The organism is Paenibacillus sp. 8b26, from assembly GCF_050626875.1.
Taxonomy (GTDB): domain Bacteria; phylum Bacillota; class Bacilli; order Paenibacillales; family Paenibacillaceae; genus Paenibacillus.
Window position 1 is genome coordinate 1,735,116 of the sequence record NZ_CP192445.1, and the last position, 23,521, is coordinate 1,758,636.

At 47.2% G+C, this 23,521-nt stretch carries 25 protein-coding genes and 1 pseudogene; 6 read left to right on the forward strand and 20 right to left on the reverse strand.

What is annotated here, in order from left to right; translation table 11 throughout:
• Nucleotides 1–480: 480 nt before the first annotated feature.
• Genes tsaD through tsaE form a run of 4 tightly spaced genes read right to left on the reverse strand, consistent with a single transcriptional unit; the run spans nt 481 to nt 3,394 of the window.
• Entirely contained in the window at nt 481–1,545 is a 1,065-nt protein-coding gene (tsaD, locus tag ACQ4MX_RS07790) for a tRNA (adenosine(37)-N6)-threonylcarbamoyltransferase complex transferase subunit TsaD (RefSeq protein ID WP_431090006.1), read from the reverse strand.
• Nucleotides 1,542–2,057, reverse strand: coding sequence for a ribosomal protein S18-alanine N-acetyltransferase (rimI, locus tag ACQ4MX_RS07795; RefSeq protein WP_283655005.1), 516 nt, complete (start codon nt 2,055–2,057; stop codon nt 1,542–1,544). The genes tsaD and rimI overlap by 4 nt, the downstream gene beginning before the upstream one ends.
• Nucleotides 2,058–2,074: 17 nt before the next feature.
• Nucleotides 2,075–2,911 carry a tRNA (adenosine(37)-N6)-threonylcarbamoyltransferase complex dimerization subunit type 1 TsaB gene (gene tsaB / locus ACQ4MX_RS07800; RefSeq protein WP_431090007.1) on the reverse strand — a complete coding sequence of 279 codons (837 nt, stop codon included), beginning with the start codon at nt 2,909–2,911 and terminating at the stop codon, nt 2,075–2,077.
• A gap of 3 nt (nt 2,912–2,914) precedes the next feature.
• Nucleotides 2,915–3,394: a tRNA (adenosine(37)-N6)-threonylcarbamoyltransferase complex ATPase subunit type 1 TsaE gene (gene tsaE / locus ACQ4MX_RS07805; protein WP_431090008.1), complete on the reverse strand. Its 480-nt coding sequence runs from the start codon at nt 3,392–3,394 to the stop codon at nt 2,915–2,917.
• Between the two features lie 134 nt (nt 3,395–3,528).
• On the opposite strand from tsaE, the gene ACQ4MX_RS07810 reads away from it, so the two are divergent.
• Complete coding sequence (locus ACQ4MX_RS07810; RefSeq protein ID WP_431090009.1) at nt 3,529–4,056, forward strand: cysteine hydrolase family protein; 528 nt, start codon at nt 3,529–3,531, stop codon at nt 4,054–4,056.
• An 88-nt stretch (nt 4,057–4,144) separates the two neighbouring features.
• Here ACQ4MX_RS07810 and ACQ4MX_RS07815 read toward each other — a convergent pair whose 3' ends face one another.
• The 4 genes from ACQ4MX_RS07815 to ACQ4MX_RS07830 all read right to left on the reverse strand — a co-directional run bounded on the left by ACQ4MX_RS07815 (nt 4,145) and on the right by ACQ4MX_RS07830 (nt 7,198).
• Entirely contained in the window at nt 4,145–4,324 is a 180-nt protein-coding gene (locus ACQ4MX_RS07815) for a Spo0E family sporulation regulatory protein-aspartic acid phosphatase (protein WP_431090010.1), read from the reverse strand.
• 235 nt (nt 4,325–4,559) lie between these two features.
• A complete protein-coding gene (locus tag ACQ4MX_RS07820) occupies nt 4,560–5,954 on the reverse strand; it encodes a helix-turn-helix domain-containing protein (protein ID WP_431090011.1) in 1,395 nt (464 codons plus the stop codon).
• 429 nt (nt 5,955–6,383) lie between these two features.
• Nucleotides 6,384–6,551, reverse strand: coding sequence for a hypothetical protein (locus ACQ4MX_RS07825; RefSeq protein WP_431090012.1), 168 nt, complete (start codon nt 6,549–6,551; stop codon nt 6,384–6,386).
• Between the two features lie 59 nt (nt 6,552–6,610).
• Nucleotides 6,611–7,198, reverse strand: a complete 588-nt coding sequence (locus ACQ4MX_RS07830) for a DJ-1/PfpI family protein (protein ID WP_431090013.1) — start codon at nt 7,196–7,198, stop codon at nt 6,611–6,613.
• Nucleotides 7,199–7,821: 623 nt separating this feature from the next.
• Here ACQ4MX_RS07830 and ACQ4MX_RS07835 point away from each other — a divergent pair.
• Genes ACQ4MX_RS07835 through ACQ4MX_RS07850 form a run of 4 tightly spaced genes read left to right on the forward strand, consistent with a single transcriptional unit; the run spans nt 7,822 to nt 11,164 of the window.
• Nucleotides 7,822–9,006, forward strand: coding sequence for an acetyl-CoA C-acetyltransferase (locus tag ACQ4MX_RS07835; RefSeq protein ID WP_431090014.1), 1,185 nt, complete (start codon nt 7,822–7,824; stop codon nt 9,004–9,006).
• Between the two features lie 57 nt (nt 9,007–9,063).
• Nucleotides 9,064–9,804, forward strand: a complete 741-nt coding sequence (locus tag ACQ4MX_RS07840; RefSeq protein ID WP_431090015.1) for an acetoacetate decarboxylase — start codon at nt 9,064–9,066, stop codon at nt 9,802–9,804.
• 41 nt (nt 9,805–9,845) lie between these two features.
• On the forward strand, nt 9,846–10,511 hold the full coding sequence (locus ACQ4MX_RS07845) for a CoA transferase subunit A (RefSeq protein ID WP_431090016.1): 666 nt from the start codon (nt 9,846–9,848) through the stop codon (nt 10,509–10,511).
• Complete coding sequence (locus tag ACQ4MX_RS07850; protein ID WP_431090017.1) at nt 10,508–11,164, forward strand: 3-oxoacid CoA-transferase subunit B; 657 nt, start codon at nt 10,508–10,510, stop codon at nt 11,162–11,164. The genes ACQ4MX_RS07845 and ACQ4MX_RS07850 overlap by 4 nt, the downstream gene beginning before the upstream one ends.
• Nucleotides 11,165–11,290: 126 nt before the next feature.
• Here the strand turns inward: ACQ4MX_RS07850 and ACQ4MX_RS07855 are convergent, their stop codons facing one another.
• From ACQ4MX_RS07855 to ACQ4MX_RS07870, 4 genes are all read right to left on the reverse strand, one after another.
• Complete coding sequence (locus tag ACQ4MX_RS07855) at nt 11,291–12,271, reverse strand: hypothetical protein (RefSeq protein WP_431090018.1); 981 nt, start codon at nt 12,269–12,271, stop codon at nt 11,291–11,293.
• Between the two features lie 3 nt (nt 12,272–12,274).
• A complete protein-coding gene (locus tag ACQ4MX_RS07860; RefSeq protein WP_044645186.1) occupies nt 12,275–12,454 on the reverse strand; it encodes an H-type small acid-soluble spore protein in 180 nt (59 codons plus the stop codon).
• Nucleotides 12,455–12,512: 58 nt separating this feature from the next.
• Complete coding sequence (locus ACQ4MX_RS07865; protein WP_431090019.1) at nt 12,513–12,752, reverse strand: hypothetical protein; 240 nt, start codon at nt 12,750–12,752, stop codon at nt 12,513–12,515.
• 326 nt (nt 12,753–13,078) lie between these two features.
• Nucleotides 13,079–13,477 (reverse strand): RidA family protein, encoded by a 399-nt coding sequence (locus ACQ4MX_RS07870; RefSeq protein WP_431090020.1) that lies wholly within the window; start codon nt 13,475–13,477, stop codon nt 13,079–13,081.
• A 424-nt stretch (nt 13,478–13,901) separates the two neighbouring features.
• Between ACQ4MX_RS07870 and ACQ4MX_RS07875 the strand changes: the two genes are divergently transcribed.
• The gene (locus ACQ4MX_RS07875) at nt 13,902–14,819 is read left to right on the forward strand and encodes a Ku protein (protein ID WP_431090021.1); all 918 of its coding nucleotides are present in this window, start codon (nt 13,902–13,904) and stop codon (nt 14,817–14,819) included.
• Nucleotides 14,820–14,879: 60 nt separating this feature from the next.
• On the opposite strand, the gene ACQ4MX_RS07880 is transcribed toward ACQ4MX_RS07875, so the two are convergent.
• From ACQ4MX_RS07880 to ACQ4MX_RS07915, 8 genes and pseudogenes are all read right to left on the reverse strand, one after another.
• Nucleotides 14,880–16,748, reverse strand: coding sequence for an ABC transporter ATP-binding protein (locus ACQ4MX_RS07880; RefSeq protein WP_431090022.1), 1,869 nt, complete (start codon nt 16,746–16,748; stop codon nt 14,880–14,882).
• Between the two features lie 20 nt (nt 16,749–16,768).
• Complete coding sequence (locus ACQ4MX_RS07885; protein WP_431091276.1) at nt 16,769–17,962, reverse strand: nucleotidyltransferase domain-containing protein; 1,194 nt, start codon at nt 17,960–17,962, stop codon at nt 16,769–16,771.
• Nucleotides 17,963–17,968: 6 nt separating this feature from the next.
• Nucleotides 17,969–18,430 (reverse strand): annotated as a pseudogene (locus ACQ4MX_RS07890) (lasso peptide biosynthesis B2 protein); the annotation flags it as partial.
• 1 nt (nt 18,431) lies between these two features.
• A complete protein-coding gene (locus ACQ4MX_RS07895; RefSeq protein ID WP_431090023.1) occupies nt 18,432–18,734 on the reverse strand; it encodes a lasso peptide biosynthesis PqqD family chaperone in 303 nt (100 codons plus the stop codon).
• On the reverse strand, nt 18,724–19,767 hold the full coding sequence (locus ACQ4MX_RS07900; RefSeq protein WP_431090024.1) for a serine kinase: 1,044 nt from the start codon (nt 19,765–19,767) through the stop codon (nt 18,724–18,726). Before ACQ4MX_RS07900 ends, ACQ4MX_RS07895 begins: the two co-directional genes overlap by 11 nt.
• Before the next feature lie 189 nt (nt 19,768–19,956).
• The gene (locus ACQ4MX_RS07905; protein WP_149094479.1) at nt 19,957–20,085 is read right to left on the reverse strand and encodes a paeninodin family lasso peptide; all 129 of its coding nucleotides are present in this window, start codon (nt 20,083–20,085) and stop codon (nt 19,957–19,959) included.
• Between the two features lie 53 nt (nt 20,086–20,138).
• Nucleotides 20,139–22,064 (reverse strand): asparagine synthase-related protein, encoded by a 1,926-nt coding sequence (locus tag ACQ4MX_RS07910; RefSeq protein ID WP_431090025.1) that lies wholly within the window; start codon nt 22,062–22,064, stop codon nt 20,139–20,141.
• Entirely contained in the window at nt 22,061–23,329 is a 1,269-nt protein-coding gene (locus ACQ4MX_RS07915) for a sulfotransferase family protein (RefSeq protein WP_431090026.1), read from the reverse strand. Before ACQ4MX_RS07915 ends, ACQ4MX_RS07910 begins: the two co-directional genes overlap by 4 nt.
• Nucleotides 23,330–23,521: the final 192 nt, after the last annotated feature.

Consider the following 23,521-nt stretch of genomic DNA (forward strand, 5'->3'; position numbering starts at 1 on the left):
GATAAAAAGCCATTTTCATATGAAAACCAAATTTATCCACCCTTTTGTCCACATTATCCACAGATTTCACAAAACCTAAAGATGCAAAATGTCCCCTGTTCTTGCAGCCTAAAAAAGTCTTAAGCTGCTTGCTTTGAGCTTAATTATCCACATTTCGGACGGGATATGTGGATAACTTTGTTCACAACTTGACAAATCATATCATTGTTCGGGGAATATTAAATTTCAGTTTTTTTTGATGAATGCTGAAAAATCGTGCAACATCATGACGAACGACGCGGGAGAATTAGACACTAAAGTTCACCTGCTCAAACTCCTGTATTTATACCTGTTGAATTTTATATTTATAGATTTCTATAAGTTGAACTTACATTTTCCGTGTTCAGCCTAATATAAATCATAAAAGACACGACTCAAACGAGTCGTGTCCCTATCTACTATCTTCACTTGCATTCAGCTCACTGCCTGATGCTTCTCCAACTAAGATTGGACGGACCACTCTTCCAGAGACAGCCCGGGATCGGCTTTCATGTCCAGTGAGGTGAATTCGCCACGCTTCCACTTGGCGTAAGCAGCCGCACCAATCATAGCCGCATTATCCGTGCAATATTTCATGGATGGTACTAGCAACTCAATACTTTCACGTTCACAGCGTTCACGAAGTGCGGTCCGCAGTCCGCGATTGGCGGCAACACCGCCGCATAACAGCAGTTGCTTCGCGCCGTATTCACGCATGGCACGAATTGCTTTTTCCACCAGCACTTCCACGACCGACTCTTGAAAGCCTCTTGCGATAGCTCCGGCATGAACAGTTTCTCCGCGCATTTTCGTCTGGTTGATCACATTCAACACCGCCGATTTCAAACCGCTGAAGCTAAAATCATAAGAATCCGGCTCCAACCATGCACGTGGCAAGGTGATAGCTTCCTCGGATTCATGAGCCACTCGGTCTACGTGCGGACCACCAGGATACGGAAATCCAATAGCACGCGCTACCTTGTCGTAGGCTTCCCCAACCGCATCATCCCGTGTGCGGCCAATCAGGTGAAAATGACCCTCAGACTCCATCCATACCAGCTCCGTGTGCCCACCCGATACGACCAGAGCGATGCACGGATATACGATTTTATGCTCCAGCTGATTTGCATAAATATGTCCTGCGATATGATGGGTTCCGATCAACGGCTTGCTGAACGCCATGGCGGCGCTTTTGGCGGCGACAATGCCCACCAGCAGCGCACCGACCAGTCCCGGTCCTTGCGTCACCGCAACCGCCGAAAGCTCGTGGGGCGTAATTCCCGATGCTTGCATGGCCTCGTCCAGCATGTAGGTAATGCTCTCCACATGCTTGCGGGATGCCACCTCCGGCACAACTCCACCAAAGGCTTTGTGCGTTTCAATCTGACTGGAAATCAGATTAGAAAGCACCTCTGTGCCATTTTTCACGACAGACACAGCCGTTTCATCGCAACTCGTCTCCACTGCCAATATATAGCAAGGCTCGCCAGAGGCGGCGCCTGTACCTGCTTTTTCCTCTTGCATCATTGCTTCTGCACGCTTCCTTCCTGTTCACCGGATGCCCCATGTGCGGGAAGATCCGCCCACATGATCACGGCATCCTCGTTATTATCCGAATAATAGCCTTTACGGACGCCCGCTGGCTTAAAGCCTTTTTTCTCATACAAGCCCTGAGCAATCCGATTCGTCACCCGTACCTCCAGCGTCATGCGTTCCATCCCCAGATAAGAGGCCGTTTGCATTAGCTCGTCCAGCAGCTTATCTCCAAGCTTGCGCCCGCGATAGGCCTCACGAACGGCAATATTCGTAATATGAGCCTCGTCCATAATCGTCCACATCCCTGCGTAGCCGATGGCTTGTCCGTTCAGCTCCATAATCATATATTTAGCAAAATGATTCATCGTCAGCTCATTACGGAACGCTTCTTCCGTCCACGGCAGCGTGAACGCTTCATGCTCAATCGCCAGCACATCGGGAATATCATCCAGCTGCATCAGTCGAAACTCTAGCTTTTCTTCCCGTTGTATGTTCTTTGCCATGTTGTTCACCGCTCTCTTCAGCGCTGACGAAGCAGATTGGCTTCCGCCTCCGCCAACTGGGTATAGTTTGGAACCAGCGTATGTAACTCGTCATGTTCCTGACGAAGCAGCTTATCCGCCCCAAGGCGGCCAACCCATCTTCCTTCCAGCTCATACGGTACGATACGAAGTTCGCTCCATGCACGCAGGCGCTCGGCTGTTTCTGCGTGAACCGCCGTTTCACCAACCAGCCAAATGACCGCAGGGCGCTGTTCGGACGGCAAAGCCTCCAGCCGTTGCAGCAGGTCCTCAGTCCAAGTGGCCATCAATCGGATCGCATCCGGTTCCAGATTCTGCGGAATCCCGGTATTGCCGTCCACATTCGCTGCGAACAAGCCTGTGTAAACCTGTCCGCGCCTTGCATCCAGCACTGGAACGATCCAGTCTGCCGCCTGTTCTCCAGCCAAGTGTATACTTGCTAACTCACTTCCAGCTTCTTGCCCCTGCGACTCGGTGCCACGGCTCCAACCGCCCCAGGCCAGCGCGTGCAAAGTGGATACGGATGTCACCGGGACGCCCCAGGCCCAAGCAAGTGTTTTCGCTGCGGTCACCGCAATGCGAATGCCTGTGTAAGACCCCGGTCCCACACCCACCGCAATGCCGTCCACATCATCCTGTGTCAGCCCGTCTTCGTTCAGAAGCCGTTCCAATTCGGAAATCACGTGCACCGAGTGATTGCGTTCGCCATAGACATTGCTTTCTCCCAGTAACTCTTTTCCGTTCATCAGGGCGGCCGCCATCACGGTCGTCGCTGTATCTAACGCCAAAAACCGCTCACGCGGCTTTACATTCTCATCTGTATGCTCTCTTTGCATGGTTCAAACTCCATTCTCCCGCAAACTGCGGCACCATTGTTCATAAGGCTCGCCGTACCCGGTCAGGTGAATCAAGCGCTCCTCCACATCCGTTGTTTCTATATACATGTGAAGCCGCTGCTTCGGCAAAATATCCGGTATAATACTGCCCCATTCCACCAGACACACGCCTGTCCCGTAAAAATATTCGTCCAGCCCAAGATCCTCTGCCTCATCCTGTGTAATACGGTACACATCCATATGGAACAAGGGCAATCGGCCTTCATACTCCTTAATGAGCGTAAAGGTTGGGCTGTTTACGATACCCGGTACATCCAGATGACTGGCAAAGGCTTTGGAAAAAGCGGTTTTGCCCGCTCCCAGATCTCCATCCAGTACAATCACCGTTCCGGGAACCGCTTTGGCTGCCAATATCCCTGCCAAAGCTCCGGTCTGCGCCACTCCGGCAGAACGGAACGTAAACTGTTCCTGCGAAATTGTCATAATTTTAATCACCTTTCGTCCGAATCGGACCGTTCCAACTTGTCCTTTATTATATAGTTCACCTTATGTCGCCGCAAGGCATGAAGACATGCTATTGTAAGATAGGTGTAACATACAGGGAGGGAAGCGAAACGATGGGACAAAACGTTTTACTCATGATTGACGTACAGCAGGCTATGTTTATGTATGAAGAGAAGCTGTATCGAGAGCAGGAGGTAGTAGAGCATTTGCAGCAGCTTTTGACCAAAGCCAGAGCAGCAGGTACGCCCGTTATTTTTGTGCAGCATACCGATCAAGCGGATGAGGATTTCCGGGAAAACAGTGTAGGCTGGGCTATAGCAGATGTAGTGCGTCCCCTTCCCCATGAGCGGATTGTCCGTAAAACATCCTGGGACAGCTTTTACCAAACTGAATTGGGCGATGTGCTAAAGGAATTGGAGGCTGATCGGCTCATCATTGCCGGGATGCAAACCGAGTTCTGCCTCGACACGACCTGTCGGAACGCCTACAGTCTGGGGTACCAGGATAATGTGCTTGTATCGGATGCGCACAGTACATTTAATAGTAAAGTACTGAGCGGCGAACAAATCGTTGCCCACCACAACGAGATGCTCGGTAATCGTTTTGTTCGTTTGCTTGCAACGGAGGATGTACATTTTTAATATGAATCCATCAGATTTTAAGGCATGTATGATAAAATAATAGAGCGAGTCACCCGCCAAAAGTTTCTCGCTCAGAGGTCGATTGCTTTCAAGCAGTCGGCTTTTTTATATCTGCATAGAAGGTCCGATTGTATTGATTGATAAGCTCGTCGAGAATCATAGACTGCTTAAGCACGCGAGCATCATCGAATCCATATTTCTTTTGTAGATCGTAGAGCTTCTGTCTGTTCTTTTCTAAGCTATGTCGTAAAATTTCTTGCTTTTTCATCACAATCCCTCCTTTTATGATCTTAGTGTAAGAGGTTATTTCTATAATGAGGATGAATAAATTCAGGAAAAATGTCTGATTTATAGAAAAAAAGACCAGCAATTAAGCTGGCCTTGGATTAGAATTAGTATGTAACAAGATATGATAGGCTTATATCCCTCCATGGTGATCTAGAGGTTGAGAGCCCCCCTCCTTTATTGGAGGTTGAATTGGATTAACCAAAATCAACAAAAAACTAGCTGCCAAAAGGAGCTTCCCTAATTTTTTTTTCATTTTCGTACACCTCATTAATCAAATTTTGGTAGGTTTCTGTAGTTTCGAAAGATGCAACCTTTCTAAAACGTTCAAACAAACCCACACACTTGATTATGCATGACTTATTATTTATAATAGAAGACTTTTCCAACCCTGTTATTAAAAATTCGAATCCCTTTTGATACATTTCTTTAAGTAAATAGTATTCAGCCAATTCGTTAAGTAAACGAGAAAAACGTTCTGAGGTAGTTTGTTGAGTATAAACACCTTTTTTCAGTTCTGTTAGAGATTTAACCTCGTCATTAAACTTGCAAAGTATATCATCTACATTGAAATTAAATCGGTTAGCTGCTTCAATAATGTTTAACAAAGATAAGAGAATCTCCTCTTTATTCACTTCAATATATGCAACATAATCTGGAAGTACACTCGCATCTCCAGAAAATAACTTAGTTACATAAGTATTAACCTGTGCCCATTCCTTAAATAAGCCCTTCCAACGCTCTGATTCCTCATCCGTTTCTTTCACCCAACTCAAATCAGTATAAGCATGAATATGTTGAAGAGCCTGCTTGTATTCTCCCCATTCTTCACAAACGCTTCCACGAAGTAAATAAGAATAAGCTACATAGACATAAAGAGGCTTACTTAGTTTCTTCTGCTTATTTTTATTTTTCCTTATTGGCTTGCATTTTGAAAAATATTGAATTTTGGCCTTATGTTCCAGTTTTTGAGCTACTATTTCTACCTTATCCCATCTTCGTAAGGAACGATAGGTGTTGGCTAAATCCTTTAATGCTTCCAGTTGGTCAATCTCATCCAAGCGATCAATGAAAGGCTGAAATTCAATAGCTGCTTGATAGTTTTGCTCTTGGTTATCTCCCTGTCTCGCCATAAATAAACGATACTGGCATAAAGCCAGTCGTTCCGAATGCTGACTTTTCTCACTTAAAGCCACGCCTTCATAAAGAATAGCCGCTATTGCATATTTTTCGTCTTTGAAAAATTCCTCTGCAAGATCAAACAAACATGAGGAATACATCAATTTGTCCAATAGCAAACCGATTACCTGTCGGATGCATTCCTGCTTGTCCAACTCTGCACAACGGTACAAGAAAGGTTTAATTCTGCGCCAATTTAGAGCGATTTGCGCCAAATATTCTTCAATATATTGCTCGTAAAAATACCCTTTAGAGTATCCCATGGCTGTCGTAATTCGGTCTAATTGTTCAACGGATAGCGCACGATTGCCATTTACCATGGTACTTATCGAGCCTGCATTTAAACCGGTTACTTTACTTAATTGGTTAATGTTTAGATTATTGTGTTTCATGAAATTTAACAGTTCTGTGCGAATCGTGGTTGTATGGTTCACAATTAACAACCCCTTTAACGTTAACGTTTGTTATGTAGTCAGTCAGATACCGACTCATCGGAACATTACATGTTACAATCTAATGTTAAAATAAATTGTCCTTTTGACACAGAGTATACCATCTTTTGGGATATATATGTATACTTTTCAATCAATTACTTTATCTATATAATGACTTTTATAAGTCATTTTTTTATGGCTATATAAAAGGTCGACCTAATCACTAGTATCAAATGAATCATTTGCCTGCTGTATTTGGTATGTACTCCTATTTCCTGACACAATATAACTAGCGTATCGTAATCTCTACATTTGATTACGTTGCCAGCAAGTGAGGTAATCGTATTCCGGCTCACACCTGCTAATTCCACTGCATCTTTGCTCCGCACACCTCCTTTTTCATGATATCGTCGAGGTAACAACGTATATTTAAAAATTCCATACATCCAAAATGTCGTTGATATGCGTCGTCAGATTCACGTCTCGCGAGAGCGCGGGTGTCCGTTTGGCAAGCCCGTCCAGCGTCGGCGCTGTGACGAAATAGCTTCGGCTTCGAGCAGCGGAATCACACGCTCCCAGCACCATCCACCATGCCACGCGCCATGAACCAGCACGAAGGACGTCATCATCGAAACTCCTTATCTCTTGCAATATACTTATCTCGCAAAAGGATCATCATTTTTATTGGAATTCCAAATGTATTCAATTTGATTGGCAACCTGCTGAGCTTTTTCAAGACCAAAGTGGTCAGAAACAAAGCCTAAGGACATATCTATTCCAGCGGATACACCCGATGAAGTATAGAACTTTCCATCTACTACCCATCTTGCCTTTGGAACCCACTCAACCTCCGTGTCGATGGATTTCACCCAATCCAAGGCTAATTTATTGGATGTGGCGCGCCTGTTTTTTAACAAGCCTGTTTTGGCAAGCAGCGCAGAACCTGTACAGACGGTTATACAAAAACAGGACTGTTCCGCAAAATCTTTGACCTGTTTCATAAATTGATCATCATGGATTAAACTTCTTGTCCCCTGTCCGCCCGGGATCATGAATATGCCATCGGACTTTGCTTGTGCAATAGGTTCTGTAACAATCTTGGTTTTTTGTCGGCTTTCAATAATTCCCCCGTTCATAGAGAAATATTTTAAGTCATACTCTTCCGGTAGACGACCAAAAATCTCAACGGGTCCGAATACATCCAGTGTTTCAAAATCATCGAACAAACATATGTTAAAGTCCATACGGCTCACCTCCCTCAAAGATTAATCATACTATACACCCCGTTTCCTGAATTAGACAATATAAAAGGGGTTCAGGTCCGTGTGGGCTAACCCCCCCCCCCCGTGGAGGTTCGAGTCCTCTCGACCGCATCAACTTAGCAATGATGAAAGAGCTCTTGAATTTCCTTCTGTGGAGATTCAGGAGCTTTTTGCGTAATTGGGGTGACACCAAGCTCAACGATTGGCCTCGTTTTTTCACGTATTGATTACAAATTTCGTTTTTAACAGAAAATTCAATTTGTGATCATTATTTTCAGAAAAATCGAGAAATTAACAGAAAACATTAGAATGGCCTATTTATTTTGGAGTATATGGCTTTATAAACATCCGTATACAATTATATGTAAATATTTGAACATTGAGCAAAATTTGCATTGGGACTATGATGAAACTGGTTTTAATTTCCAATGGAAGAAGGAAGGCGATCGAACCGTCACACTCACCGTCTTAGGCACCATGATATGCCCGCATGCAAATGTATCTTGCAGTCGCTACGTTTCGTAAGTTAAGCGCGGAAATTACGAATTGAATTGCAATCATGGATGTATTGTGTCTTGAACACAGCGAAAGGAATGTGAATTTTTATGAAAAAAGTAGCTTTAGTAAGCCCGTTGAGAACAGCGGTCGGCTCTTTTAACAAAACCCTTGCGCCCCTAAGCGCTCCTGAATTGGGAGCAACTGTGATGACAGCATGCCTTCAGCAAAGTAAATTAGAGCCTGCTTTGATTGATCAAATTTATTTGGGAAATGTTCTTCAGGCAGGCAATGGCCAAAATCCTGCCAGACAGGCGGCACTGAAAGCCGGTATCCCCATCGATGTACCCGAATCAACGATAAACACAGTTTGCGGTTCAGGACTTCATGCCGTTGCTTTAGCCTACGATTCAATATTGGCGGAACAAAGCAACATCGTCTTGGCCGGAGGCATGGAGAGCATGTCGAACGCCCCTTATCTGCTAAGAAATGCAAGAAATGGCTACAAGCTTGGCAACGGTGAATTGGTAGACTCCCTGGTGGCCGACGGCCTTACGTGCCCGATCAACAATTACCATATGGGAATTACCGCAGAAAATGTTGCCGAGAAATATGGAATTTCAAGACTTGAGCAGGATGAATTTTCCTATGAAAGCCAGATAAAGGCCGTAGAAGCAAAAAACAATAAGGTTTTTGAAGAGCAGATTGTTCCGGTCATGATCAAAAACAAAAAAGAAACGATTTCTTTCACAGAGGACGAACACATAAGAGGAAATACAACGAAAGAAAAACTTTCTCATTTAAAAACTGCGTTTAAGGAGAACGGAACGGTTACCGCCGGAAATGCTTCGGGGATCAATGATGGCGCGGCAGCTATGCTTGTAGTGTCGGAAGACAAATGTAAGGAACATGCGTTAAAGCCGTTGGCATATATCAAGGGTTATTCACTTGTTGGCGTTGACCCTGCATATATGGGAATGGGGCCGGTGAAAGCCATTTCGTCACTTCTTAAGCGACAGGGAATATCCATTGATGCCATCGATCTTTTTGAAATCAATGAAGCGTTCGCCGCACAAGCATTAGCGGTATTGAAAGAGCTTGGGGTCAGTCCAGAGAAGGTGAATGTCAATGGCGGCGCGATCGCGATCGGACATCCTGTTGGTGCAAGCGGTGCTAGGATATTGGTTACGTTGGTTCATGAAATGGTGCGAAGATCTTCACGTTACGGCATAGCCTCGTTATGCATCGGAACGGGAATGGGAATAGCGATGCTGGTTGAAAATGCGCTCATTTAAGGTGCTTGATCAAAAGATGACTTTTTGAACTACCTCTTAAAAGGAAGGGAGATCGCTATGAATCAAAAAGATGTACTTTCACTCCAATCCATGCCTGCGGCCAGCGCCAGTTATGGACGCCCGCCATGCCGCTTCATCAACCGGGAATTTTTTATCATTACCTATGAATCCGACCCCGCTGCGATTAGACAAGCGGTCCCGGAACCTCTTCAGCCGGATGGAAGCAATACGGTTTCCTATGAATGGATCAAGATGCCCGATTCATCCGGTTTAGGAAGCTATGAGGAAAGCGGTATTGTCATTCCGTGTACTTTTCAAGGAGAACCCTGTAATTTTGTTGCCCAAATGTATTTGGATAACGCGCCTGCTATTCTTGGGGGACGTGAAATCTGGGGATTTCCGAAAAAATGGGCGAAGCCTCGCCTGAGCGTGGAGGAAACGGAGACGCTAACGGGTACATTGCATTATAATAACGCCCTGGTGGCCACGGGAACCATGCCTTTCAAATATAATATTCTTGATGAAAAGGAAACGGCTAAAGCCATCGCAAAAACGCAGGTTAATTTAAAATTGATTCCTGATGTTGACGGTACCCCTAAAATCGCTCAGTTAGTAGCGTATAATCTCGACAACATTACTGTAAAGGGCGCATGGTCAGGGCCTGCCAGATTAAGCCTGATCCCCCATGTCAACGCTCCTGTGGCAGATTTGCCGGTTAAAGCTTATATTGGCGGAAAGCATTTTATTGCCGATTTAACGCTTCCATATGGAAGAGTCCTCTACAATTATCTCCAATAAAGTTTTCTTTTCTAAAAATATATATATAAGGAGAAGGAACCATGAATAACAAAGTAATCTCCGCTGAAGAAGCAGTTAAGAAGGTCAAAGACGGAGACACGGTGATGGTCGGAGGTTTTCTGGCAGGTGGCTTTCCGGAGGACCTGGTGCGTGCGCTTGTCGACACCAATCCCGCCAGCAATCTTACGATTATTTCCAATGATACAGGCACACCGGAATTATCTATCTATAACCTTGTAAAAAGCGGCAGAGTAAAGCGGATTTTTGCATCCTATATCGGCTCCAATCCGGAAACGGGAAGGCTGCTGATGACGAAAGAAGCGGAGGTCCAACTCTTCCCGCAAGGCACGCTCGCTGAAAAAATACGTGCAGGAGGAGCCGGTTTGGGCGGTGTTTTAACACCTGTAGGTGTAGGCACCATTGTAGAGGAAGGAAAAAAGAAAATAGAAATTGATGAAAGGGAATATTTGCTCGAACTGCCGCTTAAAGCGGATGTGGCGCTAATCAGAGCCCATAAGGCTGATGAAGAGGGGAATCTTGTCATCAACGGCTCTTCACGCAACTTCAATATGGTTATGGCTACAGCGGCAGAGTATGTAGTTGCTCAGATAGACGAATACGTAAAGACGGGAGAAATTGACCCCAATCATGTCAACGTTCCTGGCATATTTGTCGACGCAATTGTAAAGGTGGGTGGAAACGCATGAATAACAGAGAATTTATTGCTCGAAGAATAGCCCAGGAATTCAAAAATGGCGAAGTTGTCAACCTTGGCGTTGGATTGCCTACAATGGTAGTGGACTATATCCCCGAAAACATTCATATTATGCTGCAGGCTGAGAACGGAATCCTCGGTGTAGGCCCCAAAGCGGCTCAGGGAAAAGAAAGGCTCGATTGTATTGACTCAGGCGGAAACTACGTTACATCTGTAGAAGGAGCTTGCTTTTTTGACAGTGCGCTTTCATTTTCCATCATCCGCGGAGGACATGTGGATATCACCGTTTTGGGCGCCCTGGAGGTCGATGAGAAAGGCAACCTTGCAAGCTGGATGATCCCTGGGAAAAAGGTACCCGGTATGGGGGGAGCCATGGATTTGGTGGTCGGAGCCAAGAGAGTGATTATAGCCATGGAGCATGTGAACAAAAATGGGGCACCAAAAATACTGAAGCAATGCAAGCTGCCCCTGACCGCTGTAAATGTTGTAAAGACCATAGTAACCGAAAAGGCTGTCATCGATGTTATTCCGGGTAGAGGGCTGATGCTAAAGGAAATTGCCCCGGGTTTGTCGGTGGAAGACGTTCAATTGGCAACAGAGGCTAAACTGATGGTTTCACCACATTTGAGGGCCATTGCAGTGTAAACATTTTTACAAATAGGGTTCGCTAATTGCTCATTGAGCAATTGCGAGCCTCTTTTTGTCGGAGTGGGACCATTCAAGCAGCATTCTGCGATGAAAGCCTACAGCTGTGCAAATAAAATGCGCCTTTTATGAGCGTAAAATCCAATCCGCTACATGCTCAGCCACCTTCGTATGGTTAAGATAAGCAAAGAAGTTGTGGGGATTGGAACGCCCAGTGTGACTATCTTTCCAGAATGTCTGAATAAGCGGCTGATCATCAATACTTTCTATTAAATTTCGATTCAGCATCAGATGGAAATCATCTTCAACCGTTGCATCATGCGCAATGTAGTCATCCTCGGCGTTAATATTGGTCCAATGTCTGATATTTGCGGGATACATACCGTCGTCAGGCTCATTGGAATCATACAAGCTGCGCTTTACGGCTGGCTCACCTAGCGGATTACCCAATGTTAGCCATTCGTTAACTTTGTGTTCCCATAGATGTTTGTATTCGCTCATACGTGAAAATTTCCATAAAACATCGTAAGCCACCATGCATCCCATACTATGGGAAAGCAGCATGACATCCTCTCCACTACTTAAAGCCTCGGCTAGAGGGGGCTGTAGCCTTTCGCGAATTTGGGAGCCTATTACACGACTGGTTAAATAGGCTCCCAGATCAGGGAGAATCCTTTTGATCGCACGGGTACTCATACCAAACAAAGAGAGGTAAGGGCTGAGTATTTTTGCAGCATCATCATAGAAATGTATAGTGGGTTCATTGGCTATCAGACGCTCGTATTCCTCCGGGGTCATATGATCCGTTGGTCGATTAATTAATTGTTCCATACTTTCGTCGTAATAATGGTCTGGAACGTAGAAATCTCCATCGTCTTCTTCAAAAAGTTTTCTGTACCGAGGCCGACTCTCTAATAAGAGCCGATTGTTGATGTCACCATAATAACTAAATGTCAGTAAAATCTGCTCTTGCTCCAGCTTTTGTGCCGCTTCCTCGTTCACTCGACGCAATCCTGCGATCAGCGCTTTTTTAATGAGACGAAGCATTTCGTCGCATCTGGGCTTTTTGTCACGGCCATGGATAATAACCAGATGTTTGGTTCCCATCTCCTATCGCTCTTCCAGACGATCCACACGGACGGTTTGAGTATTGCCGGGGTTGCTGCCCACCTGTACGGTAGCCATACCGTTTGCTTCATCCACATGCTCGATCCAGATCGGTTTACCCTCTAATTGCACGGCAATGTTTTCGGATGAATTGTAAATCGCTTTTGCTCGTTCCACGTTCATGCTGATCTCCTCCTGATGATTTGTTTTGCATCCATTTATTTCAGAAATGCAGGTTCACCTAGTCCTCATCTATAATCCGTTCAATGTCCAATGAAGGGATGCTATGAGAAGGCGAAGTTGAAACCACAGCCTCCAAATCCACATGACCCACAGCTACAGGAAAAGGCGGCTGGATTCCATGGGAAAGGGCAAACTCGGGCGGCAATGCATCCTGTTCGCCTCCGGCGGGTCCCCGAAAAGCGATATGGCTTTGACCCACACGATGCCTGATTTGCTGAGGATATGATTTTCCGGTCATAAATTGTGTACCTCCTTTTGAATCGGATATGCCTTACTATGCACAAAAATTGCTGTAACCATGCGGAAGCAATTCGCAGCCTTCATTTACACCTCATACAAATCCTTTGTACGAAGCATAAAAATGATTTGCTCACAGCCAAGGCGTTGGAATCGAAGAATGCAAATGCGGATAGCTCATCCACAATGCGATGCTCGGTATCGTTTAGTGCGTTTTGCTTGCGACGGCGGATGTACATTTTTCGTGAGTTTAAACATCAAACAGCCCCAGCTTCTCACGAAGACTGGGGCTATCTATGATTCCATTCCATAAATGAGGTATTATTTTTATGCTTTAGCTGCCCAAATTTCAATTTCAATTTTTATTTCAGGCAATCCTAGAGCAGTAAGGTAGCCGATAGTCATTGCAGGATAATCATTCCCGAATAACTTTTCCCATTGGGAATACATGTAATCCCAATCTATCTGCTCAGTTGCCCAAACATTTACTTTAATAATATTGTCAGCGGTTAATTGTTCGGCGTCCAAAACTGATTTAATGTTATTAAAAGTATTGCTGATTTGTAGGTTAAAGCTTTCTGGAAATTGGCCATTCTGATCTACTCCAATTTGACCTGAAGTCACGTATAGCTCTGAATTTCTGGGAATTTTAGTTATATGTGTGTAATTCCCTACTGGTTTCGGCATACCTGCCGGGTTTTTTCTAGTTATTTTTTCATTTTTCATTTAATCGACCTCGTCATTTTAAAATTTTTCTACCGTTTCTTCTAACCATTTTTAGGCAGACTCCACCCATAAAAATGATTTTAGAAAAAAACAGCAGTAGAGTATCCATATCCAAAAGATATAAAGTTTAATGATCTTTTCTTCATGACATGAACACTCCTTTCTTATAAAATGTCAAAATCGTTGGCTATCCCTTATCTTAATATAACTAATGTAACTTAACAACTTCAAATCATTGTGTTATGCGAGGTAGTCATACCTCAGAAGGCAGATTAGTTGGCTTGCTCTTTTCTTTACACCTCATACATTCCTTTCTCCGAAGCATACTAAGTGAAAAATCTAAGTGAAAAATGGATATGCTCACAGCCGAGCGTTGGAATCGAAGGATACAAAATGCGGATTAAAGAAAAGGAGGAGCGGCGTAATGCATACAGTCTGGAAAGGCGCGATCAGCTTTGGGCTGGTTCATGTGCCCGTTAAGATGTTTTCGGCAACAGAGGATAAGGATATTTCCATGCGTTATATTCACAAGGAATGCGGAAGTCCGCTCAGTTATGTACGAAAGTGTCCCGTTTGTGACAAGGAGGTCGAATGGGAGGAAATTGGAAAAGGCTATGAATACGAAAAAGGGAAGTTTGTCATGTTCGATAAGGAGGAACTGGAGCAAATCAGTGGACAGGCTGACAAAAATATCGTCATTCTGGACTTTGTGGACTTGCAGGAAATTGATCCGATTTATTTTCAAAAAACGTATTATTTGTCCCCGGATCAGGCAGGCTCCAATGCTTACAAACTGCTTATGAATGCGATGAAGGATACCGGGAAAATTGGCATTGCTCAAATCTCAATCCGATCCAAAAGCAGTCTGGCGGCTATTCGTGTGCTGGATGAATGTTTGGCGGTGGAGACGATGTTTTACCCGGATGAAATCCGCCCAGTGTCTCAGGTTCCTAATCTGCCTGGGCAGGAGGAAGTTAAAGAGAAGGTGCTGACCATGGCAAAAATGCTCATTGAGCAGCTATCCACGCCTTTTGATGCAGCAAAATATACGGACCAGTACCGCGAGCGGCTGCTGGATCTTATTCAGCAGAAAGTGGCTGGAGAAGAGATCCGAATCGCTCCGTCGCAGCCGCAGACCAATGTCGTGGACCTGATGGCTGCACTCCAGGCCAGCATCGAGGCAGTGAAGCCTGTCGTTACCGATCCCGGCCCTGCCGCTGTGAAAAAACGCCCTGCGCGTAAAACAGCAGCCACAACAACACAACAAGCGGTGGCAGGAGATGCCGTTTCTCCGACTCCGATCAAAAAGAAAAGAAGTACCGCCAAACGCAAGGAAACCTGAGACTGCGGCATCTCAATTCACCATGCAGTAGGAATTTAAGCAGGCCAACAGAACGGGCAGTTAAGGGGTGGCGATGACACTGCTTTGGTATGACAGCAGTTGACTGAACGCCCCCCGCTCTTCCTGTACCAATTGACGATAATTCCCCTGCTGTATAATCTCGCCCTGCTCCAGAACGACAATTTGATCCGCATGACGAATGGTCGACAGACGATGAGCAATGACGATCAACGTCATTTGACCTTTCATCCGCTCCAGCGCTGCCTGAATATCGGCTTCATGCTCCCCATCCAGTGCACTTGTCGCCTCATCCAGAATGAGTACCGGGGGACGATGCAGGACAGCCCTTGCCAACACAAGCCGCTGACGTTCCCCTCCTGACAGACGAATGCCGCGATCCCCGATTACCGTATCCAGCCCTTCGGGCAATCTGGTAACAAAGCCGTCTGCGGCTGCAAAATGTAACGCTTCCCATAACTGCTGCTCGCTCGCATTCGCATCGGCCAGCTTCAAATTTTCACGGACGGTGGCATGAAACAAAAAAGGGTCCTGCGACACATACCCAAACGACTGCCTCCACTGTGGCAACAACTCGTCGTTTAGTACATGTCCATCCATTTTAATTTGGCCCTGGGTTGGGCGTAAAAATCCCATCAGGACGTCAACCATTGTACTTTTGCCCGCGCCCGATTTCCCCACAATGGCCGTCATTCCCCGAGCGGGGATGAACAGATTTATTTGGTGTAATGCAAGCTCTGCTGTACCCTCATACCGATAATCCAGACCCCTGCATTCAATGCCCGTACGAAGATACAAGGGCTGGCGTGCAGATGCAGTTGCAGATACAGATTTATGGGTCGCCGATAAATCGCTTGAAACTTGAGTCTCAAAGGTTGTAAGTGCAGTCAGCGATGGATCTGAGAAAGCTTCGCATTCCTGCTGTACCTTGGTCACACTTTCAAAAGCAGACAGCATGGACATGATATATTCCAGACTCGCTTGAATAAGGGCAAACCTCGGCCATAAGCGAGAAAATATAAGGATGAGCACAATCAGCTTTTCAGGAGAGACGTGTAGCCATTGCAATGACACCAACATGATGCAAGCGACAAACACGGCAGCCGCCGTGCGGTGAAAAAATTGTGTGGTGGCATTTTGCCGTACAAACTGGGTCGTGTTGTCCTCCATAAGTCGGGTCAAAGATCGAAACCAGTCTATATTCGCAGCTTCCAGCAGATTGCTTTTAATATCCTTCATCCCGTTCATATGGTCGGTGATCCCGGCAAAATAAACCTGCGACAGCTCGGTGGTACGGTCGCCCAGTTGTTTAGCATTTTGAATGGATCGGCGAAAGACGACAAACAACCCCAATCCGCACAGGAACACCAGCCCGGTTAAAGAAGGAGACAGCCAAAAAGCCAGCGCAATCTGGATCAGCGTAAAAATAACGGCTGTGGTGAGCTGGAGAAGCAGATTGGTTCCCTGACTAACACGCGCCAGCTCGGTCGTCATCACATGACTGAAATCAGACTTTCGCTGACGCAAGTAAAAAGTCCACTGCGCCTTCATAAAGGAGGTATACACGTCTATTCGAAGCGAACGCATGAACCGTTGCTGAATCCGCGAATTCAGAATGGATTGGTAACGCTGAAGAAGTGCCTGCCCTATGAGCAGTAACACAAAAAGCAGCAGCATTCCCGGCAACAGCCAGCTTTTAGGGATGTTTGACAAGAAAAGATCAAATCCGCCTGACAGGAAGGGTATCCCTCCATGACCGCCAAATATGCCGATAGCCGCCAGCATGGGAACAAGCATGTAAATACCCAGCCCCTCCAGCAAGCTGACGATGATCATACATCCAATATTGAGAAATAAAGCACCGCCATTCACGGCATACAGCTTGGTCATATATAATCGCAGGTGGTACATAATGCACGCTCCTTATCAGGTCAGTGCTTTGAGAATCGCCGTTTTAGCCAAAGAAATGGACGTAAAGGAATGTACAGAAAATGCAGCTGGCGAGGCAGCGGTAAAACCGCCGGATCGCCAGTAGAAGGAAGCAAACGGCTGATCAGGTACAGCAATCGGTGGCTCGGCTCCTTTAGGGAGAGCAAATAGGATCGACTGGTTGGCTGGCAGATCGTTGGTTCGACTTTCTGGTACGCCGCCCCGGGTACGCTGGCCTGAATGAAGTCCAGCGCGCTCAGCGCGAGCCTGTGCGCCTGCCGGGTAGCCGATATCGGACGCATGGGCTCCGGTATCGGCGTACCCAGTAGCGCAGCAGCGAGCGCCCAAGCCTGCCCGCCCGCAGGCAGCCCCCCGTATCGGCGCATCACCGGCAGAAGCGCCTCCCAATCGACGGCGCGTACCGCAAGCCTGTCGATGTCAACCAGCCAGCGCAGTCTGAACCAGCCGTGACGCGCCCCGTGAGCGCTGAGGTACAGAAACTGGTGCTCGCTGCCAAGCGTGTACATACAGGGTGCTCCTGTGGCTTCACTCATTTGCCTGTGATCCCACAGCTCGTCAAAAGAAGGTTCTCTGCCTGCATCCGGCTGGAGCCGCCAATGCAGCTCTATCTCTACCCGCTTATGCGGATGAAGAAAGGATGCATGATGGTCCTTCCATTTCCAACTGCCCAGAACACGTGCTTCTCCGCTTTTGGATACATACCCGGCTTCCCGCATCCAATGCTCCGCCTGATCCATGTCGTCCGGGGCAATGAGTAAATCCACGTCCTTGGAGGTACGCAGTGAAACATCCCCGTACAATTGCTGCGCCAAGGCAGGACCCTTGAGCATAAGTACACGGATGCCATGATTCATGAGCAGCCTGGTCACACGTCCGGCTTCCGCTTGCAGGTGTAGCATACGCAGGGTGTTCCGGTGATACTGCGCCTGAAGGTTGCGCAGCAATTCAGCAGGAATGGCCGGATGATTGATTCTTTTCAACTGGAGATATACCGCAGGTACCACCCGGTGGTGTTCTGCCAGCCGCAACAAGCGGGTCCAATCCAATCCATACAGATAAGCAGCATGGACTGCATCCAGCCTTGAAGTGGCATCTTTTCGCAGTAAAAAGAGCAGCAGCGTCAATTCCTGATCCTCATTCCAGCGGTCAGGTTCCAGAACAGTATGGGTGGACATGCTTTCAGCAATCTTCGTATTTTGGGCCGTCACAGCACGCCTGCCGAAGGTGCCCACTACAGTAAACGCCCCCATCTCCCGTTTGCCCGTAACATAAATCGGTCCACTCCGCACCCAGGCATGTGCCGCCAAACGTCCCGCAGCATTCTTGGCTGTGCCAAGATACAACGTGCAGTCCAGCTTTCTGCGACCCAGCAACGTCATTGCGGCGGCAGCCTGCACAAGACAGCTACTGCGCCAAGGGGTATAACGGCTTGCCAGCTCCACAGCATGTGAAATATGCCGAACGGATTGCTTCTGCCGGGCATCACATTCCCAAGAGGTCTCTTCCATCCGTATTCCCCAACCGCGTGCATAATCTTCAAACGGACGATGCTGATGAAGACGCGCCCATCCCAGTTGCAGCCAGGCTTCCGGCAGCAGTCTCCTGACCTCCGGGGATAGACGACGAAGGCGTTGAACCCACATTTTAAACCGACTCCCGCAGAAGCTTTAGCAGTCCTTCCTGTTCCAGTTCAGCGACAAAGGTATGTACCTGCTGTCTGCACCGTTCCTCGTCCACTTCATATTCATCCGTCAGAGCAGCTACGATCTCCCCGAGTGAAGGGCAGGATTCCGCCAGTTCCCAGATTCGTCCTCCCGTGAAGCCGAGATTATAATATTTTCCTGTGTTGATGCTCATCATGACCTTTTCCCCGTCCATGTCACTGACATATACTTCCTCACCGTGAATGACACGGTCATGATCCTTCGTCGAATGATTAGCTGCCATAGCTGTTTTCCTCCTTGCGAATGATATCAAGTACCCGGTGTACAATCTCGGACGCGGTAAAAGCCGAGCTATCCCTCAGTAGTCGCCAGCCCTCCACCTGTCGAGCCACCCGGGCTACCGTTCTAAAATGCCATTCACCCAGACTCATTCGCGGAATAACCACCCTGCGATATGTATGAAACAATAACGTATGCAAGCATTCCAGCATGTTTAAAGAATGTTCCATAACCGCCTTTAACTCCCCTTCGCGTTGGAACTCACAGTTTGGAGACTCTGCCACCAGCTCGAATACACCTCCCAAGGGAAGCGGCTCGTTGTGAAAAGAATCGACTGTTGGCAAGGCATATTTATTCAGCTCACCTGTAAGCTTACGCAAATGTCCATGTTTGGGCATCGCAGGATTGCCGTCCATTAAAATAAGCCCGTGATTGGTTCTGCACCCATGTTTATTTTCCTGTAAAGCCTCAAGCTGGAGCATGCTTTCCAAGCCCAACTTTTGCTGCGGGTAAGCTGGATAGACTATGGTTTTGAAAGCCGTAGCTTGCACAGCAATAACATCATCACTGACTATCTTATAGCCTGCCTGTGTAAAAGCAGCAGCCAGCGTCGATTTTCCTGCTCCGGATTCGCCCACGAAAGCGTAGGCCTTGCCTCCAATGACTACCGCACTCCCGTGAAGAGGCACTATCCTTCTCTGTAACAGAAGCACGCCCATGCATGTGCCAAGCACAAACAAACGCACGGTGTCAGGATCAGCTCCGTGGTATACGCATACCTCAACCTCTTTGCCACCCCTGACAGCATAAATAGCTGTACCTGGTACGTGAAACATAAAGCTCTCGCCCTCTATCATAAAATGCGTTTGCTCCAGTTGTTCGCTCCATTCAGTCAAATCAGCCTGACGAATAACCACATCCTCCACCACTCCCGGCGCTGCGGGTATCAGTTCAGGTAGTTCCAGCTCACTGGCAATCTTGAGCCCAAATGCTGTATATACCTCCAAACTGATACTACGTGTACTACTGTCATGCACGATAGGACCCTCTCCCCCTGCTCTTTAAAAATCCCGCCTTTATTTCATTGAGCAATGCCTTTAACCCAATAGAAATAAAGACGGCTTTACATTGAACACGAATCCAAAAGTTCATGCTACTCTCGCTCATTTTCGCGGCGACCATGTGCAACGAATATAGCCCGCTTAAAGAATCATATATGTCATCTGTTAGCTTGGATTAACCAGGTCAGCGTCGTGATCAGATACCCAGTCAATTTCTTTCCAGCCCTTACCTGCCATCGTCTGGTTAATATCCAGCACCTCTATGGTGGGCTCCTGCCATTCTTTTTTACTCATGTCATCACCTCCCCTCCAACGAACGACGTATCTGTCTGACCGGATAGACCGGATCAGTTAAATCTGCGTATAAAACGGTACACAATCAGACTGTGCATCAGCAGCCGTATGTTGGGATCGGACGCCTGCTCCGGTCGCGGTTGGCGAAACTTCGCCATAGCCATTTTAATGACATCGATATTGAGAAATTCGGCGGCATGTAAATCATGGCACAGCAGTTGAAGTTCCCCCATAAACGTCTCCCAGCAGGGGAGCATACGGTGTAGCCAATCCGCAGGCTGTACACCGCGTACACGCTGGTTCAACCGGACATCATCGGGCAAATAATCCCGCATGGCTCCGCGAATGAGTGCGCGATCCCGGCCGTTTTGCACATACTGCTCAAAGGGCACCGACAGGCAAAAGCGGATTACCCGACTGTCTCCGGTCGGGTCGCGCTCCCACAGACCATAACGCAGCGACAGCTTGGTCGCGACTACACCATTCTTGTTCGCAATCGCCAAATTCGTGAATTTCTCTTTTCTCGTCTGATCGGCGTTCTTCATCCATCCGGTTCCGCTCAAAGCCGGAATGTCCTCCACATTCATCCGCTTGGCGAACTCCGGGTCAATGAGTGAAGGAACCGGACTTCGATTGCCGCCACGCAACCATGAACGGGAGTCAAGCGTGGTCGCTTTTTTCAGCAATACGGGTAATAATTGGGACATCCGCCTTCCGGTCAGCTTGCTGTACCCCCACAACCCCTGAAAGGATTGCAGCCAGTGCAAACGACGAAGCTGACGGGCATAATAGTCCAGTGCAGGTCCCCAGGAAATGGTAAAATTTCCTCGCGCCCCGGTCAGTAGCACACCTACATTTTCCTCTTGTGCTTTTTCGTAAAAACCCCTGATCCAAAACGAATTTTCAAAATATTTATAGGGAGCTTCCATCAATTCCAGCCAGATATCAATTTCTGAAAATGGACTTTTCCCCTCAAAATCCAGGTAATTTTCGTGAATGTTGCCCACATATCGAGCCGTGGATTGAATATAACCCCGTTCATTCGCCAGCAGTGTCGACGGTGTCCAATCCGTAAAATCCTGTACGGGCACATAACTGTACGCATGAAGAGGCTTTTGCTGCAATCGCAGCGACGGCGCTGCAAAGCTGGCAACCGCACCGGAATCCAGACCGCCACTCAAGGCCGCCCCCACGGCGCGATGCGTGCGCAATCTGGCATTCACCGCCTGTGAGAATACCTCGCGAAAAGCCTCGACGTACTCGCCGCCGGTTTTGAGTCGCAGCGGCTCCACATCATCCAAAGAGGCATATTTATGGATGGTTCGCTTTCCCTCCTCCATGGTGAACCAATGGGCGGGCGGAAGCTGGTTTATATGCTTATAAGCAGTAATCCCAATATCGACGGATTCCTGCATGACGCGGATGGCCAGAAATTCCGCCAGCCACGGCTCATGCAGTTCTTTTCGCAGGGAAGACAGAGCCAAAAGAGGGGCTACTACTGTACTGAACGCAAACCCTCGGTCATGTTGGTATGTATACAGCGTGCGGCTTCCTGCCATATCACGAGCGCCATATAATCTGTGCCGTTTGGCATCCCAAATAACAAAGGCAAAATCGCCTATTAGATAGCGGGCCGCGTCAAGCGCCCATTTGTCGTATGCCAGCAAAATCAACTCACTGTCCGTGATATCTTGCCGCCTTTCCTGTCCCACCCCCAGCCGTTCAAATAGCTCGGAACGATTGTCAATAATCGCATCCGCCGTGATCGCCAAATTCCGTTCCTCGTCATAGAAAGGGAGACGCTCATGAACGGATTCTGGTGTCACATGCTGGGCATGACAGCCCAAAAATATGGAACCCTCACACCAGGCGCATACGCGGTCGGCGGGATATTTTCGCAGAGCTTGCATCATTTTACCGCCTTCTTCGGTGCATACGGACTCATGCCCAAAGCTGTATATTCCGGCAATCGCACTCACGTTTTCCCCCCTTTTTCTTTTTCCATTCCCGATAACGCTACGGACGCCCAGCGACACAGCTGACGGGCAAAGGGGATACGAGATCGGAGCCGTTGATTTCTGCCTTGGTAGGTTTTGAGCTGTGCAATAAGACGATTCCGCTCCTCATAGCTATGTGCCAGCCTGTTTTCCAGCGATTGGAGCCGTCTATCATTTACAACCTGTACAACGTCCTTCTCTAGAGAATCATGAAGTGCAGGTTTCTGCCCTGCTTTTATTATGAATTCCCTGTTATCCGCATCCTGCTCTTCCAGCATTCGATAAGCGTTCTTCCATTCAAAGCCGCTTTGTTGGAGAAATTGGCTCGTACGCCGACTTAGCAGTTCCACATCCGCTTCCTCTTCAAACTTTACACCGGTGATACGCTCGGCCTGTTCCAGCGCTTCACCGTAGCCAAGCTGTGTAAATATACGAGCTCCGATGCTTCTGCAATACAGCTCGATTTCCTTTTTGTTCAACAGATGTTGCCAGCTATGTACCGAGTCCTGATGCGTCTGCTCATGCTCCCCCACGAACGGATCACCCGCTCCCATGCTGTAAAACAGACTGGATTTAGGCGTATCCGCAAAGTCCCCGTACTTTTCCATACCGAGTTCATAATCTACGCCAAGAAAATCGCACAGCTTCCCAATCTCCACCGCCGGATTAGCTACAAGTTGCTCATACACAAGCGGGTATGCAAGCGGATGAGGTGTGGCAAAATAATGTGCGTAACGGAACAAACCGACCGTAATATCCGTCATTTTCATATTAAAATGCGGGCTCTCCAGCTCCTCCAGCAGATGAAAGCGTTCGCCGCGCATCTGATTAACTTTTTTGAATGAAGCCGCGATAGATAAAGGATTACGGATAAGCCACACCCTGCGGGCTGCTGGAAAAAGGCGGTCTATAAATTCCAGCACCGTATAGTAACGCGGGGATTTGTCGATAACCATATTTGCGTTAGTCCCTTCGAGCAGACCATTATAAATTTCAAGTGCATACGATCGGGAAGCCTGCTCCAATACGTGCGTAGGAACCATACCATTAAAAAATTGCCGGATGATTCCGGTTCCTCCATAGGGACGTGTTTGTGACTGGGGAAGATCATGCAAGCTAAGCAGGAACCACATTTCCTGCGTGGCAAACAGGCGGGAGTGATTTTGCAAAATGGTGGTCACTAGCGAGCTTCCACTTCGGGGGACACTAAGCAGGAAAACCAGTCCCTCGCCTTGCTTATCAATCAAGGAAACGCCTCCTCTAATCTGCTCAAGACATTTTAATAGATACATTTCGTATTTTATTATAAATTTATGATACATATTGTATCTTGTCAATCCTTTTGGCGGATAAATTCTGTACACGACGCTCATGTTAATCCATAAGTACATCTACAGGTACATCATCCAGGCTGTTAATAGAAAGTTTGTATAAACTGA

Coding starts and splice junctions, on each gene's coding strand:
- ACQ4MX_RS07815 (WP_431090010.1), bottom strand. CDS start 4,324: ATGAAAAAGCAAGAAATTTTACGACATAGCTTAGAAAAGAACAGACAG.
- ACQ4MX_RS07845 (WP_431090016.1), top strand. CDS start 9,846: ATGAATAACAAAGTAATCTCCGCTGAAGAAGCAGTTAAGAAGGTCAAA.
- tsaB (WP_431090007.1), bottom strand. CDS start 2,911: ATGCAAAGAGAGCATACAGATGAGAATGTAAAGCCGCGTGAGCGGTTT.
- tsaD (WP_431090006.1), bottom strand. CDS start 1,545: ATGATGCAAGAGGAAAAAGCAGGTACAGGCGCCGCCTCTGGCGAGCCT.
- rimI (WP_283655005.1), bottom strand. CDS start 2,057: ATGGCAAAGAACATACAACGGGAAGAAAAGCTAGAGTTTCGACTGATG.
- ACQ4MX_RS07885 (WP_431091276.1), bottom strand. CDS start 17,962: ATGTCCACCCATACTGTTCTGGAACCTGACCGCTGGAATGAGGATCAG.
- ACQ4MX_RS07810 (WP_431090009.1), top strand. CDS start 3,529: ATGGGACAAAACGTTTTACTCATGATTGACGTACAGCAGGCTATGTTT.
- ACQ4MX_RS07895 (WP_431090023.1), bottom strand. CDS start 18,734: ATGGCAGCTAATCATTCGACGAAGGATCATGACCGTGTCATTCACGGT.
- ACQ4MX_RS07850 (WP_431090017.1), top strand. CDS start 10,508: ATGAATAACAGAGAATTTATTGCTCGAAGAATAGCCCAGGAATTCAAA.
- tsaE (WP_431090008.1), bottom strand. CDS start 3,394: ATGACAATTTCGCAGGAACAGTTTACGTTCCGTTCTGCCGGAGTGGCG.
- ACQ4MX_RS07880 (WP_431090022.1), bottom strand. CDS start 16,748: ATGTACCACCTGCGATTATATATGACCAAGCTGTATGCCGTGAATGGC.
- ACQ4MX_RS07865 (WP_431090019.1), bottom strand. CDS start 12,752: ATGACCGGAAAATCATATCCTCAGCAAATCAGGCATCGTGTGGGTCAA.
- ACQ4MX_RS07870 (WP_431090020.1), bottom strand. CDS start 13,477: ATGAAAAATGAAAAAATAACTAGAAAAAACCCGGCAGGTATGCCGAAA.
- ACQ4MX_RS07830 (WP_431090013.1), bottom strand. CDS start 7,198: ATGGACTTTAACATATGTTTGTTCGATGATTTTGAAACACTGGATGTA.
- ACQ4MX_RS07855 (WP_431090018.1), bottom strand. CDS start 12,271: ATGGGAACCAAACATCTGGTTATTATCCATGGCCGTGACAAAAAGCCC.
- ACQ4MX_RS07875 (WP_431090021.1), top strand. CDS start 13,902: ATGCATACAGTCTGGAAAGGCGCGATCAGCTTTGGGCTGGTTCATGTG.
- ACQ4MX_RS07835 (WP_431090014.1), top strand. CDS start 7,822: ATGAAAAAAGTAGCTTTAGTAAGCCCGTTGAGAACAGCGGTCGGCTCT.
- ACQ4MX_RS07860 (WP_044645186.1), bottom strand. CDS start 12,454: ATGAACGTGGAACGAGCAAAAGCGATTTACAATTCATCCGAAAACATT.
- ACQ4MX_RS07905 (WP_149094479.1), bottom strand. CDS start 20,085: ATGAGTAAAAAAGAATGGCAGGAGCCCACCATAGAGGTGCTGGATATT.
- ACQ4MX_RS07840 (WP_431090015.1), top strand. CDS start 9,064: ATGAATCAAAAAGATGTACTTTCACTCCAATCCATGCCTGCGGCCAGC.